Annotated in this window: 14 protein-coding genes; 3 read left to right on the forward strand and 11 right to left on the reverse strand. The window is 46.8% G+C overall.

Features of this window, described 5'->3' with window-relative positions; translation table 11 throughout:
• Window positions 1-135: 135 nt before the first annotated feature.
• The 3 genes from NSU00_RS15210 to NSU00_RS15220 all read right to left on the reverse strand — a co-directional run bounded on the left by NSU00_RS15210 (window position 136) and on the right by NSU00_RS15220 (window position 3,923).
• Window positions 136-1,446 carry a transposase family protein gene (locus NSU00_RS15210; protein ID WP_340703301.1) on the reverse strand — a complete coding sequence of 437 codons (1,311 nt, stop codon included), beginning with the start codon at window positions 1,444-1,446 and terminating at the stop codon, window positions 136-138.
• Between the two features lie 230 nt (window positions 1,447-1,676).
• On the reverse strand, window positions 1,677-2,948 hold the full coding sequence (locus NSU00_RS15215) for an alkaline phosphatase (RefSeq protein WP_340703110.1): 1,272 nt from the start codon (window positions 2,946-2,948) through the stop codon (window positions 1,677-1,679).
• 126 nt (window positions 2,949-3,074) lie between these two features.
• Window positions 3,075-3,923 carry a MurR/RpiR family transcriptional regulator gene (locus tag NSU00_RS15220; RefSeq protein WP_118498706.1) on the reverse strand — a complete coding sequence of 283 codons (849 nt, stop codon included), beginning with the start codon at window positions 3,921-3,923 and terminating at the stop codon, window positions 3,075-3,077.
• A 253-nt stretch (window positions 3,924-4,176) separates the two neighbouring features.
• On the opposite strand from NSU00_RS15220, the gene NSU00_RS15225 reads away from it, so the two are divergent.
• The gene (locus tag NSU00_RS15225) at window positions 4,177-5,043 is read left to right on the forward strand and encodes an alpha/beta hydrolase (protein ID WP_340703111.1); all 867 of its coding nucleotides are present in this window, start codon (window positions 4,177-4,179) and stop codon (window positions 5,041-5,043) included.
• Between the two features lie 165 nt (window positions 5,044-5,208).
• Here the strand turns inward: NSU00_RS15225 and NSU00_RS15230 are convergent, their stop codons facing one another.
• Genes NSU00_RS15230 through NSU00_RS15240 form a run of 3 tightly spaced genes read right to left on the reverse strand, consistent with a single transcriptional unit; the run spans window position 5,209 to window position 7,307 of the window.
• On the reverse strand, window positions 5,209-5,385 hold the full coding sequence (locus NSU00_RS15230; RefSeq protein WP_013860804.1) for an SE1832 family protein: 177 nt from the start codon (window positions 5,383-5,385) through the stop codon (window positions 5,209-5,211).
• Window positions 5,378-6,646, reverse strand: coding sequence for a sensor histidine kinase (locus tag NSU00_RS15235; protein ID WP_041819555.1), 1,269 nt, complete (start codon window positions 6,644-6,646; stop codon window positions 5,378-5,380). The genes NSU00_RS15230 and NSU00_RS15235 overlap by 8 nt, the downstream gene beginning before the upstream one ends.
• Window positions 6,630-7,307, reverse strand: coding sequence for a response regulator transcription factor (locus tag NSU00_RS15240; RefSeq protein ID WP_013860806.1), 678 nt, complete (start codon window positions 7,305-7,307; stop codon window positions 6,630-6,632). The genes NSU00_RS15235 and NSU00_RS15240 overlap by 17 nt, the downstream gene beginning before the upstream one ends.
• Window positions 7,308-7,454: 147 nt before the next feature.
• On the opposite strand from NSU00_RS15240, the gene NSU00_RS15245 reads away from it, so the two are divergent.
• Complete coding sequence (locus tag NSU00_RS15245) at window positions 7,455-7,892, forward strand: DUF2231 domain-containing protein (RefSeq protein WP_013860807.1); 438 nt, start codon at window positions 7,455-7,457, stop codon at window positions 7,890-7,892.
• Window positions 7,893-7,905: 13 nt separating this feature from the next.
• Here NSU00_RS15245 and ybaK read toward each other — a convergent pair whose 3' ends face one another.
• From ybaK to NSU00_RS15265, 4 genes are all read right to left on the reverse strand, one after another.
• Window positions 7,906-8,394 (reverse strand): Cys-tRNA(Pro) deacylase, encoded by a 489-nt coding sequence (gene ybaK, locus NSU00_RS15250; protein WP_026104576.1) that lies wholly within the window; start codon window positions 8,392-8,394, stop codon window positions 7,906-7,908.
• 106 nt (window positions 8,395-8,500) lie between these two features.
• Entirely contained in the window at window positions 8,501-8,647 is a 147-nt protein-coding gene (locus tag NSU00_RS15255; RefSeq protein ID WP_013860809.1) for a hypothetical protein, read from the reverse strand.
• 68 nt (window positions 8,648-8,715) lie between these two features.
• Window positions 8,716-9,399, reverse strand: coding sequence for an LrgB family protein (locus NSU00_RS15260; RefSeq protein ID WP_017552357.1), 684 nt, complete (start codon window positions 9,397-9,399; stop codon window positions 8,716-8,718).
• Window positions 9,389-9,766 (reverse strand): CidA/LrgA family protein, encoded by a 378-nt coding sequence (locus NSU00_RS15265; protein WP_019720397.1) that lies wholly within the window; start codon window positions 9,764-9,766, stop codon window positions 9,389-9,391. The genes NSU00_RS15260 and NSU00_RS15265 overlap by 11 nt, the downstream gene beginning before the upstream one ends.
• 102 nt (window positions 9,767-9,868) lie before the next feature.
• On the opposite strand from NSU00_RS15265, the gene NSU00_RS15270 reads away from it, so the two are divergent.
• A complete protein-coding gene (locus NSU00_RS15270; RefSeq protein ID WP_340703112.1) occupies window positions 9,869-10,804 on the forward strand; it encodes a LysR family transcriptional regulator in 936 nt (311 codons plus the stop codon).
• 176 nt (window positions 10,805-10,980) lie between these two features.
• Here the strand turns inward: NSU00_RS15270 and asnB are convergent, their stop codons facing one another.
• On the reverse strand, window positions 10,981-12,828 hold the full coding sequence (gene asnB / locus NSU00_RS15275) for an asparagine synthase (glutamine-hydrolyzing) (protein WP_340703113.1): 1,848 nt from the start codon (window positions 12,826-12,828) through the stop codon (window positions 10,981-10,983).
• Between the last annotated feature and the right edge of the window lie 138 nt (window positions 12,829-12,966).

A 12,966-nucleotide genomic window follows, 5' to 3' on the forward strand; every position in this document is an offset into this window, starting at 1 on the left:
TTTAGAAAATTTTTCCATCTATTTTTTCTGCTTTCAAAGTCAAAAAGAGCCGAATTTGCAAATTTCTTTTTTAAAATTGTGGATAACTTCAAAAAAACCTTTTTTTACATCACATCCTTTGCTATAATATAACCATTAAGTAAACCTTACTTGTATTGGCTTACTTAAATGGGTGAAATCCTCGTCTGTTAAAATGCGTGTCCGAAACGCTTCCAACAGATTTGAGGATTTTTCTTTTGCCGTTTTTTTGAGTGCTTTTAAGATTGACGAACCTTTTTCAAACAGCTGTCTAATAATATCTGTTATTTGAACTAATAAATAATGATTTTTCATGGCTGTGTAGTTTTGGCTATTGGCATGTTCTATATTGTAACGATTATTTTTTTGTTCGTTAAATCCTTGATTTTCAATCTTCCAGCGGCTTCTTCCTGCAGCGATGAGTCGTTCCACGTTCTTTTTCGTGATTTTAATATCCGTTATAAATACATACTCTTTCGATTTCCCATCCTCTGTTTTCATTGTGGCCTCCATCAGATTGACCGTTCTGTCTTTGTAGGCAATATCATTCACCCAAACTAATGAATTCTGATCCTTACTTTGTTCCAGCTCTTTTATTGCCTTAAACTCCGTCGAGATACTTTTAATTCTCCCTTCCTTAAATCTGCATATATATTTCCATTTGTGCGCCCTGCACAGATTAAATACCGTTTCACATGCATAGAGACTATCTCCCAAGATACAAATCGGTAGTCTTTTAAATATTTTTTTTATTTTCTTTGCCAGCCTGTCGAAGGCTTTTAATTCACAATCTTGCTTAGAAACATTTTCTGATTCATTTTCGATAAATTCGGAGGCAATACTGAAGACCATATCCCCCACGACAAGCTTGGCTTCAAGTACATGGTGCATATAAAGTACGTTCGTTTCTCCTGTTTCTTTATTTGTATATGCCCGTCTCAGGCAGTGTTTACAATGTTTCTCATGAAAGGTGTGTAATCCAGTTCCATCAATGATGACACCCCAGTACTTTCCTTCAATTCGATAAGACTCGAGAGACCTTTTTTTCAATAATTCTTTAATCATATACGTTCTAATTTTTTCTAATTCATTTACATCTAAGCCAGATAAAAAGTCGTTAATTGTATCATAATGTGGAAGTTCTTCAAGAGAATCTAAGCCTAACACCTTCCCTACATTTTTAATACATTCTTCTTTATTAAAACTCTCACTCATGTTTCTCATGGATTTTAGGCCGGTCATATTTTTCAACATCATCGTAAATAAAAGGACCTCTGGACCATAAGTGATATAGCTTTGATGTCGGTGGTCTGCTACCTTTTTTAGGTTATTCATCAGGTCTTTGAAAAAATGCTTCTGAATTTTAAGGAACTCGAAAAAATAATTTGCTTCTTTTTCACGATTTCTTTTTTCTTTTCTAGTAACCAAAATAAAAACCCCCTCAAAACAGCGAAGTTTAATTAGGGCTTGCTGAACGAATCGAATATTAGCTTGTATCCGATTTGTCAGTAAGCAATGCCAAAATATTCGTCCAGTAAGCTCTAATTATTTAAATTATTACATATTTAGCCGCATTTTTGGGAGGTATATTTAAATTATCACGAAAAATTTTTACTCCTCAGAGCTGACCACCCCGGCAGTTGTCCGGCCGGTATATATTATTTTTTCAGCCCCATCGCTCTCAGCAAAGCATCATGGATATATGTGTTTTCATAAGTGCCTTCAAACAACGATGCGCCGCTGCCTATCGCCGTGAGCGGGATATCGACTGCCGTATGGCCGGAAGTTGTCCAGTCCACGACAAATTGCGCGCTTGAACCCGCCACCTGGAACGGTCCGTCTTCTTTTGAAATGCCGTCCCCGGATTCGTCGCTGTTATCGACATTTTCAACCGTCATGCCGCCGCAGTCATGGTCGGCCAGGACGAGCACAAGTGTATCCGGGTGCTTTTTCGCATAATCCTTTGCCACTTTTACGGCATGATCCAGTTGCCGGCCCGCCTTGATCAGCTGGGAGGCGTTATTTTCATGGGCCATTTCATCGATGGCTTCTTCTTCAACCATCAGGAAAAAGCCGTTTTTATTTTTTGACAGCGTGCTGATTGCTTTTTTTGTCATTTCCGGAAGTGAAACAACCGGGTCGTACTGGTCGCCTTGGCCTTCCTCTCGCTGTTCAAACATTTCTTCATTGGCAAAAAGGCCTAAAAGCTTATTCCCGCCTGCCTTTTTCAGTCCGGAAGCATCTGAAACATACTGGTAACCGAGCCGTTTCGCTTCGTCGACAAGATTTCCTTCCGTGCCTTTGCTTGCTTCGGAAGTATCTTTTGCCGGGTGGTCTTTATAAGCGCCCTGTGTGCCTTGCGGGTACCAGTAATCTTCCCCGCCGCCGAGCAACACGTCCACTTTGCTGTTTTTCAAATATTGCTTTGCAATTTTGCTCTGTTCAGAACGGTTTTTGACATGGGCACCGAAAGCGGCAGGCGTTGCATCTGTGATTTGGCTTGTCGTGACCAATCCTGTTGACTTGCCGGCTTGCTTTGCTTCTTCAAGGACGGTCCTTTTGCTTACTTTATTGGCATCGACACCGATTGCCCCGTTATACGTTTTAACGCCTGACGCCATAGCGGTCGCAGCCGCAGCCGAATCGGTCACCACGGAGGTGGAGCTTGTATGTACAACCCCCGTATACGGCATTTTGTTCATTTCAAGGTCCCCGCTCAGGCCGGTTGAAGCAAGGCGGATCGCATCCCGTTGCGCAGCCCCCATACCATCCCCGACAAACAGAATCACGTTCTTCGTCTTCGCGGAAGTGGCGTGACCGGTGTGTTGCGAAGGCTTGTAAGCTTTTGCATTTGCAATCCCGGATATCCCCAATACCGCCACTGCAGACAAGGCAATTGCCGCTTTCATCATACGGTTCTTTTTACCCAATGTTCTTCCTCCCCTTTTTCGTTTTGTGCTTACGCCTCTTATTGTAAAAAAGGATTTTGAAGGAAGTATGTTGGATTTGTAAAAGAAAGATATAAATCTTGTGTAGGGGCTTTTACAAAATTCCCGTTATCTTCGCAGCCTGAGGTATTCGTTTCTCGTTTCATTGTAATACTTCAAAATGTCTTCCCCCTTGCGCTGAAAAACACTTAAATAGAGCGCGTCAATGATATTCAGCTGCGCCATTCTCGAAGACGTCGTTCCGATCCGGAAATCTTCCTCGGTTACCGGCGTGCAAAGCCTAATATCCGCTTCTTTGTACAGCGGGGATTTCTCCATATTCGTGATGGCAATCACTTTTGCCCCTTTCCTTTTCGCAAAATCAGCGAGTTCGAGTACATCCTTCGTCCGCCCTGAAACGCTGAGCGCCACAAACACATCCATTTTATTCATATAGGGAATCAGGGAGATCAGGTAATGGTAATCCTGGGAAAAAATAGACTGGCAGCCCAGCCTTGTAAATTTATAGCATGCATCGACAGCGGCAGTTACCGACCCGCCGACACCGAAAAACACCACTTTTCTGGCATTTTCAAGCACATCGGCGGCTTTTTCCAGCTCTCTCCTGTCAAGTGAAGAAACACACGATTCTATCGCCTTTTTATTCCCATAAGTGACTTTTTGGAATAAATCATAAGGAGAATCTTTTTGTTGCAAAATTGAAAAATCTGTCATATGGCTTTCGGTTAAAGTTAAATTTTTCACAAGCTCCAGCTTAAACGTTTTAAAACTTGCCATGCCGATTGTTTTGCAAAACCGGACAACGCTTGACTCACTTACGCCGGTTTTTTCTGATAAATCTTTTGTGGTCATCGTCGGAACCATCTCAGAATGCTCCAAAATATATGTGCCAATTTTCTTTTCAGTGCCCGTAAAGTGATGCATTTCCTTTTGAATTCGTTCAAGTATTGAATCCACAACTTTTCCTCCATTTATAACCATCATCGTATACACGAGACAACAAGAGTTTTCCCTCCTTTACGCCTGCCTATTCACCAGTAAAGAAACCAGCGTTTTCCACATCATAGAATGAAACTTTTTCTTCGTCAATGGCATCGGAAAAATTCTGTTACAACCGCTTTCTCCCTATTCCCTTTCGCTATTTTGTATGATAAAATGAACATCATTTCGCAGGAAAGTTACACCATGACTTCCATCAAGGGGTGTTAGCATGCCATATATCCAACATCGGAATGCGATTCTGGCCATGATTTGTTTGTTTCTTATGCTCAGCCTTTCAACTGTATGGTTTTCCCATCGTACGGACAAAAGCAATGCTGCTGCGGCCCCGCCGGCACAAAAACCCGTTCCGACTGTTTTTGTACACGGGTATAAAGGAACGGCCCGATCGTTTAACGGGATGCTCGGCCGGCTGGAAAAAAGCGGAGTTGCTGAAAAAGCAATGGTGATTCGCGTCACAAAAGACGGGATGATTGTGGTCAATGGGGAAATTTCCAACCGGGCCCGGCATCCGATGATCCAGGTCATTTTTTCCGATAACCGTGCAAGTTTCCGGCAAACGGCCGGCTGGCTTGAAAAAACCATGCACATTCTTTATACGAAATACGATGTGAAAGAAGCAAATCTCGTCGGGCATTCGATGGGCGGTTTGATTTGCACAAAATATATTGAAGATACTTCCGGCAGGCGGCAATATCCGGTCATTCAAAAGCTTGTCACGATTGGAAGCCCTTATGAAGGCGTGCTTATCCGTGTTTTTAAGCAAAATCCGAATAATACCGGCGATGCGGCGCGCGACCTGCTTCCGGGTTCCGTAGCGTTCAAAGCTTTATATGCCAACAAAAACCGCTTCAGCCCGCATATTCAGGTGCTTGCCATTGCAGGCGTTGTGGAAAAACCGGCATCGGGGGATTCCCTTGTTTCCCTGGACAGCGCGCTTGGCGGCAGGTTCATCGTGCCGAAAAAGCAGTATACGTCCAAAATTGTTTACGGAAAAAATGCGCAACACAGCAGCCTTCATGAGAATAAGCGCGTGGACCGGATTGTCACGGACTTTCTTTGGGATGCAAAAAAATAGAAAAAAGCGGCGATACCTGCATAAAAGCAGCATTTGCCGCTTTTTTTTGCTTAAACCCGGGGAAACCGTTTTTCCTTTTCTGCCGGAACCGGCTCTTGCAATCTTATTAAAGTTGAAGCGATCCGGTGAAAAAGCAATCTGCCCTCTTCTTTGCAAGCAAAAGAATTAAAAGCGGTCCAATTGCTGGTACAGTTTCTTTAATGCCTGTTCAATCTCCGCGAGCTGTTTTTCGAGCGGGTGGAGATTCCCTTTTACATACTCAAGTTTTTCCAAATCCTGCTGCAGGCGGACATAATCCGCTTTCAAATCGGCAATTTGGTATTCCACTTCCAGTTTATCCATGATGCACCTCCTTTAAAGGAATGAAAATGGTAAAAATGGTGCCTTCTCCCGGCTTGCTTTCCACCTCAATCCTGCCGCCATGTTTTTTCGCTATGGTCTCCGCAATCGACAAGCCGAGACCGGTTCCGTCACGCACCCTTGCTTTATCTCCTCTGTAAAACCGTTCAAAAATACGGGGAAGGTCATGGGCGTCAATGCCGATTCCGCTGTCCGCGATTTCAATCGCGGCAAAGCTGCCTCTTTTGTACAACGACAGTTTGATGAACCCTTTTTCCGTGTATTGGCGCGCATTTTCAAGAAAAATATAAACCAGTTCCTGCAGCCTTGTCGGATCCCCCCAGACAACCGGGCAGTCCTGCAGGTTGTTCACAAGCAGAATCTCTTCCGGCAGCCCGGACTGGAACCGGCGGGCGATGGAAGTGCATAAATCATAAAGCCCTACTTCTTCGAAACGGTACGGCTGCACGTTCTGGTCGCTCCTTGCGAGGAAAAGCAAATCATCGAGCATGGCTGCCATTAATTTGGCTTCCGTTTTTAAATCGGCGACAATTCCCCTGCCGAACGCGCTCAAATTCTCCCCCTCTTCCCGTTCCAGCAGCTCAGCCGAACTGTAAAAAACGCTGACCGGCGTCCGCAGTTCATGCGATGCATCCGACACAAATTTCCGCTGCTTGTCAAAAGCCTGCTGGATGGGCACAATTGCTTTTCCGGCCAGAAAATAACTGAGCAGCGCAAGCACCCCCGTAAATACAGCAGCCAGGAATAGAAACAGCAAAAGCAGTTTTTTCAAAACAAGATGCGCGCCTGTTGTTTCAATTCCAACCACCGTGTACACACGGCCTATGCCCGGGACGGTTCTCATCCCGGCATGGTACATTGCATGCCGTTCTTTATATTCCGTTTCATACATGCCAGATGGGGAGCTTTTCTCCGTAACAAATTTTTTCATCTTTGTGTGGAAGCCGGGAATCAGTTCCTCTCCCTTGAGCAGGGTGCCGTCCGGCTTAAAAATATAGTAGAAATACGGATGGTCCGCTTCCTTCACCTTTTCGGCAGGTTTTCCTTTTAAACGTGCGATCCCGCTTTTGCTGATGGCCGCCTCCTGTTTCATATACTGGCGGATTTCTCTTGCTTGTTCCCTTTCCGCCACTTTTTGGACGGTTACATACATGACGGCAAGAATAAAGATAAGAAACAGAAAAAAGGTCAATATGTAAACAATGGTTAAGTTTTTCCGGATCGGTTTAAACATGGCCATCATTCATTCTGTATCCGAGCCCCCGCACAGTTTCAATCAAGGACCTTTCCCCTTCTCTGTCAATTTTCTTACGTACGCGTTTTACCAGGGCATCGAGCGCGTTATCGGAAATATCTTCGTCCAGCCCCCAAATATGCTCGATGATCTTTTCGCGCGGCAAAACAAGGTTTTTATTGCGCATGAAATATTCACAAAGCTGGTATTCCTGTCTTGTTAACGGGATCATTTTGCCATTTGCTTCCGCCTGCTTGGATTCAAGATGCAATGCCAGATAAGCGCATGTGATGGTTTCCTGATATGTTTTCAACTTCCTGCGGCCGAGCGCATCAATCCTCGCCACCAGTTCATCAAAGGCAAATGGTTTGACAATATAATCATCTGCGCCTGCCCGAAGCCCGGCAACCACATCATCAACTGCATCCCGTGCCGTCACCATGATAATGCCCCCCTGGAAACCCTGTCTCCTCAGTTTCCGGCAGATCTCAATCCCTTCCAGGCCGGGCATCATCCAGTCCAGCACCAGCATGTCATAAGACCCGAACACCGCTTCGTCATAAGCGCGTTCACCGTCCTGTTCCCATGCGACCTGATGTTTTTCTTTTTCCAGCATATGATGGAGCAATTTGCCGAAACGCCTATCGTCTTCCGCCAGTAAAATTTTCATATTTCATCCCCTCGTCCGAAAAGATTTCTTATTTTTATCATACCATGCGGGTAGAAAAGCTTCTAAGTTAATTTTGTTTTTTCAGTTTCATTTCAGATACGGCTTGTATACTGGGCCTGTAAATTAAAGAAGAAGGGGATTATCAAAATGGGAACACCGATACACCCGTTACTAGTGCATTTTCCGATTGCCCTGCTGATATTCGGGGTTATCTTTCAGTTTGTTGCACTGTGGAAAAAAGAATTTTTCAATAAGATGGCGCTGTATTTATTCGGCAGCGGTTTTGTGATGGGAATCGCCAGTTATATGACAGGCGACTCCGCGATTCCGGATGCAAGGGAAAAATGGGGGCAGGCGGTACATTCGATGGTCGAAACACATGAACATTACGCCCTGATTACCATGGCGATTTTCGGCGCCGTCCTATTTTTCAAACTGCTCGCCCGTTTCAAACCGTATAAATGGATCATGCCGCTTGTGCTTGTCCTGTGCATTGCTGGCACAACCACGCTGGCTTTGACCGGCCATTACGGCGGGAAAATGGTCTATAACATGCCGGGCGAAACATCTGCACCGGCAAAATAAAGGATATGCCGCTTTATCGCGTTTCCTGCGTTAAAGCGGCATATCTTGCATGGGCAGCTTCCAGCAATCCTTGCGGGGAAAGAGTGATCTGTGTCCCAATTTTTCCTGCGCTTACAACGATTTCATCAAGCGTTGCTGCGCTCTCATCGACAAATGTCACATAGTGCTTTTTCATACCGATCGGGGAACAGCCACCGCGGATATAGCCGGTATATTTTTGGATATCTTTCACATGGATCATTTCGATCTTTTTCTCGCCCGCTGCTTTTGCGGCTTTTTTCAGGTCGAGTTCTGCCGCAACCGGGATGACAAACACATAAAGTTCACCGCTGTGCCCCTGCGTGACCAAGGTTTTATAAACGGCTTCCGGCGGTTTGCCGATTTTTGCCGCAACGGAGATGCCGTCGATTTTCCCGTCCTTTACCTCATACGACAGCATGCCGTACGGGATTTTCTGCGCATCAAGCAGCCGCATCGCATTTGTTTTTGCTATTTTTGCCAAATTCACCACTTCCTCCAGAGGCCTGTTACTATCATTGTACCGGTTTCGGGGCGGATTTTCCATCAAAACAAAAAAGCCGGCCTGCACGGGGCGAGGCCAGCTTCCTTTATTTACGCACACCTTTTTTCTTTTTCTGGTCGATTTCATCTTTTCTCCCCGTGGAGAATTCCACGAGTTCTTCTGCAACCTCATTTCCAAGCTTGGCATTTTTATTCCGCTCAGCATTCTGGTTTCCGTATTTTTGCCTGCCCATTTGCACGCTCCTTTCCTTTTTTACAGCTATATTTTGCATTGAAAAAGGAAGAATATGCGGCTTTCAGATTAATGAATGATATGGGATACCATCCACGGCGTAACAAAAATGGAAATGGCCGCAACGATAATCATGCTGACGCTGGAAATGGCGCCTGACCGGGCGCTGAGTTCAAACGCTTTAGAGGTGCCGATCCCGTTCGCATGCGTTCCAAGCAGGATGCCATGGGCAATTTCGTTTTTAATGCGCAGATGCTTGATCAGCCACGGCGCCATCACAGAGCCGATAATCGCGTTCAAGATCACAAAGACAGCCGTTATAGACGGCACGCCGCCGATTTTTTCAGAGACGCCCATTGCAATCGGGGTTGTGATCGTAAACGGGATGATACTGTGCTCCAGGCTTTTGCTGAAATGGAAAAGCGTGGCGATGGCCGAGGAAAGGAATACTGCCATCAGCCATCCCGCCCCGATGCCGATTAAAATTTCAACCGCATATTGGCGGACGATTTTAAAATGGCGGTAAAGCGGCACAGCAAAAGCAACAATGGCCGGCTGCAGCAAATCCGTTAAAACAGAGGTGCCTTTCTGGTAGTCCCGGTACGGTATATCTTCCCCGAGTAAAAAGGCGCCTAATAATACCGGCGTGACCAAGAGCGGGGAAACAAAGATTTTTTTATATTTCCCGTGCAGTTTTTTGAAAATCCAGTAACTTCCAACCGTTAACAGCAGGCACACAATTTTAACGATCACGCATCTTCACGCTCCTTCGATTTGCAATTTTGTCCGCAAGCCATCCCGAACAAGCCATCGCGGCAATCAGGCTGATCAGGATCACAACCAGGATTTCCGGGCCGTTATGGACAAGCAGGTTTCTATACTTTACCATGCCGACTGCTGACGGAATAAAAAACAACAGCAGCTCCGCCATCAGGAAATTGGCCCCGATTTCAATCCAGCCCATTTTTACAATGCCGAATTGCAGCAGGAGAAAGAGGACAATCATTGCCAGCATGCTGCCCGGCAGCGGGATGCGCAACAGTTTTGCGACCGCGCCCATGGCTTCAGCGAACAGATACAAACCGGCAATCTGTAACATTCCGATCAGGATTTTTTTCAATATTTTCACCTTCTATAACTAGTTTACCGCGCCTGCGATAATAGGTAAAATGAATATATAGAATGGTAAAAATGCCTTTTATCTATACAAGGAGGGTTCCAGTTGGATATCCAGCATCTCCAGTACTTTGTTTCCGTTGCCACCCACGGCAGCTTCACGAAAGCCGCCCGGGAATGTTATGTATCGCAGCCGACAATCAGCAAAATGATTAAAAGCTTTGAAGCAGAACTCGGCGTCCCCTTGTTTAACCGCGCCGGGAAAAAAATCGTCTTAACCGATGCCGGGCAGGCCGTTTTTCAGCAGGCGCAAAAAACGCTGAAAGCTTTCCGGCAGCTGACAGATGCGATCAATGATGTGGCCGGCCTGAAAAAAGGCACGATCCGGATCGGGCTGCCGCCAATGATCGGGTCGCGCTATTTTCCCCGGGTTATTGATGAATTTCATCATGCCTACCCGGATATTAAAATCCAGCTCGTGGAGGATGTCACAAGAAAAGTAGTCCATGATGTCGAAAATGGGACATTGGATCTCGGCGCCGTCGTGATGCCGGTTGATGATGAGGTGTTCGGGCATTTTTCGTTTGTCCATGACCGGCTTGTGCTGCTTGTGCACCCGTCCCATCCGCTTGCAGGCTGCACAAGCGTCCGGCTGACACAGCTGAAAGAGGAGGGATTCATTTTTTTCCACAGAGATTTTGCCCTTCACGACCAGATTATAAAGGAATGCCTGAAGCTCGGGTTTATGCCGAATATTGTTTACGAAAGCACGCAGTGGGACCTTATCTGCGAATTGGTGGCGTCCAATCTCGGCATTGCCCTGCTGCCGAGTACGATATGCCATGCGTTTAACCCGGAACGCGTCAAAATCATTCATCTGGAAGAACCTGTCCTCCCGTGGAATCTGGCAATCATCTGGCCGAAACACCAATACCTTTCTTTTGCGGTAAAAGAGTGGATCCGGTTTACAAAGAACTTATTCGGCAGCGGGATCCGGCCTGCCGTGCCGCAGCCGGAAGAAGCAACGAAAAAAAGAAAGTAAAAAACAGGCGCACGGGTTCAGCAACAGGGAAAATCGGATCAGCAGGGGCGGGGTTTGAGGCACCTGCGAAATTTGCCTGAACCGGGACTTCTCCTGATGATCCGGTTGGACTATTTCACGTTTTAAAGCACTTGTGAAGCTCCCTGAAATCAAAAAAACCGGCTTGAAGCAGCCGGCTAAGCTTTGATGTCAATCCTGTATGTTTCAAACCAGTAATGGATCTGGGCGAGGTAGGCAAGCAGCTGCGGGCCCGTCATCAGCTGTCCGAACCACGGCGTCCGGAATGCTTTCCCGTTTGTCTCCATCAGCTCCATTAATTGATCGCGATGCAGAAATTCATACAAAATGGAATCTTTCTGTTCCAAAACTTCACTGAGCCACCGCTTCACCGCTGCCGTGTAAGCCGGATGGTGCGTTTTCGGATACGGGCTTTTTTTTCGGTATAAAATCTCTTCCGGCAAAATGCCCTCCAGCGCTTTCCGCAAAATGCCCTTCTCCCTGCCGCCGTACATCTTCATCTCCCACGGGATATTCCAGACATACTCCACAATCCGGTGATCGGCAAACGGCACGCGCACCTCGAGGCTCGCCCCCATGCTCATCCGGTCTTTCCGGTCAAGGAGCGTTGCCATAAACCAGAGCATATTGATGTAAAACAGCTGGCGGCGCTTTTTTTCCAAATCGGTTTCGCCGTCCAAAAGCGGCGCTTCTGCCACAGACGCTTCATATTTCGACATCACGTAATCTTTTAACTGCAATTTTTCCTGCCAGCCTTCTTTTAACAGGCCGATCCGTTCACCGAGGGACCGCATCCACGGGAAGCCTTCACGGTTCAAATCATCTTCGCGCCGGAACCACGGATACCCGCCGAAAATTTCATCCGCGCACTCACCCGAAAGGCTTACAGTAAAATCCTTTTTGATCTCGCGGCAAAACCAGAGCAGCGATGAGTCAACATCCGCCATTCCCGGCACATCCCGGGCGAGAACCGCCGCTTTTAAAGATTCGGCCAGTTCTTCCTGCGTGATCACGCAATGATGGTGGACTGTATCAAATGCTTCTGACATCTTGCGGATAAATACCCCGTCAGCATCCGGCTGAAAATCATTCGCTTTGAAATAGCGGTCGTTCCCTTCGTAATCAATGGAAAAAGTATGCAGCCGCCCTTTTCCTTCCCTTTGAAAATGGCCTGCAGCAATGGCGGTAATGGCGCTTGAATCGACGCCGCCGGATAAAAACGTGCAAACCGGGACATCCGAGACAAGCTGACGGACAATCGCATCCTGAATGAGCGAACGGATCGTTTCCGCCGTTTCCTCTGCTGCCTCCGTATGCGGCGTGCTTTTCACGTTCCAGTACCGCCACACTTTTAATCCGTTACGATCCATCTTCAGCGCATGTGCCGGGCGCAGTTCCGCCATGCCGCGAAATATTCCCGTCCCCGGTGTCCTCGACGGCCCGAGCCCCCATATTTCGGCAAGCCCTGCCTCATCCACTTCCGCTTTCACGTCCGGGTGGGCGAGCATCGCTTTTACTTCCGAGCCGAACAAAAGCCCGCTTCCGTGTGCTTTGTAAAAAAACGGCTTTACCCCGAGGCGGTCGCGTGCCGCAAATACCTGTTCCTTATTCCCGTCCCAGACCGCAAACGCAAAAATACCGTTCAGACGGTCCACACATGCCTCTCCCCACTTGATATAAGCGGTTAAAAGCACTTCCGTATCCGAGTGGCCCTGATAAGTATAGCCTTTTTTCAAAAGCTCCGCGCGCAAATCTTCCGTATTGTACAATTCGCCGTTATAGCAAATTGTATACATCTTTCCGTCCTTTTGCCGCGTCATCGGCTGCACACCGCATAAAGGGTCAACAACGACGAGCCGTTTATGGCCGAATGCCGCATGCGGCGAAAGCCAGTAATTCGTATCATCCGGTCCCCGTTTGGTCAACGTCTCTGTCATTTTTTTGACCGTTTCCAGTTCACTCCGCAAGTCTTTTTGAAAATCGACCCATCCGGTTATTCCGCACATTCCGGCTCACCCTTCCTGAATTTCTCTACTTCCTGCGGCCCATGCAAAAGCCGCTTTGCCGTGCCATTTTTCTTACCGGCTGTATTAGTATATAGGCGCATGCCCGGAAATGTGCATGGCCCGTATGTGTAAAATTTT

The sequence above is a fragment of the Weizmannia sp. FSL W8-0401 genome, assembly GCF_038009125.1.
Lineage (GTDB): Bacteria > Bacillota > Bacilli > Bacillales > Bacillaceae_C > Weizmannia > Weizmannia coagulans.

Bases quoted from the DNA above. Each gene is read 5' to 3' on its own strand.
- NSU00_RS15235 (WP_041819555.1), bottom strand. From the start codon at position 6,646: ATGATGGCCATGTTTAAACCGATCCGGAAAAACTTAACCATTGTTTAC.
- asnB (WP_340703113.1), bottom strand. From the start codon at position 12,828: ATGTGCGGAATAACCGGATGGGTCGATTTTCAAAAAGACTTGCGGAGT.
- NSU00_RS15230 (WP_013860804.1), bottom strand. From the start codon at position 5,385: ATGGATAAACTGGAAGTGGAATACCAAATTGCCGATTTGAAAGCGGAT.
- NSU00_RS15225 (WP_340703111.1), top strand. From the start codon at position 4,177: ATGCCATATATCCAACATCGGAATGCGATTCTGGCCATGATTTGTTTG.
- NSU00_RS15255 (WP_013860809.1), bottom strand. From the start codon at position 8,647: ATGGGCAGGCAAAAATACGGAAACCAGAATGCTGAGCGGAATAAAAAT.
- NSU00_RS15240 (WP_013860806.1), bottom strand. From the start codon at position 7,307: ATGAAAATTTTACTGGCGGAAGACGATAGGCGTTTCGGCAAATTGCTC.
- NSU00_RS15245 (WP_013860807.1), top strand. From the start codon at position 7,455: ATGGGAACACCGATACACCCGTTACTAGTGCATTTTCCGATTGCCCTG.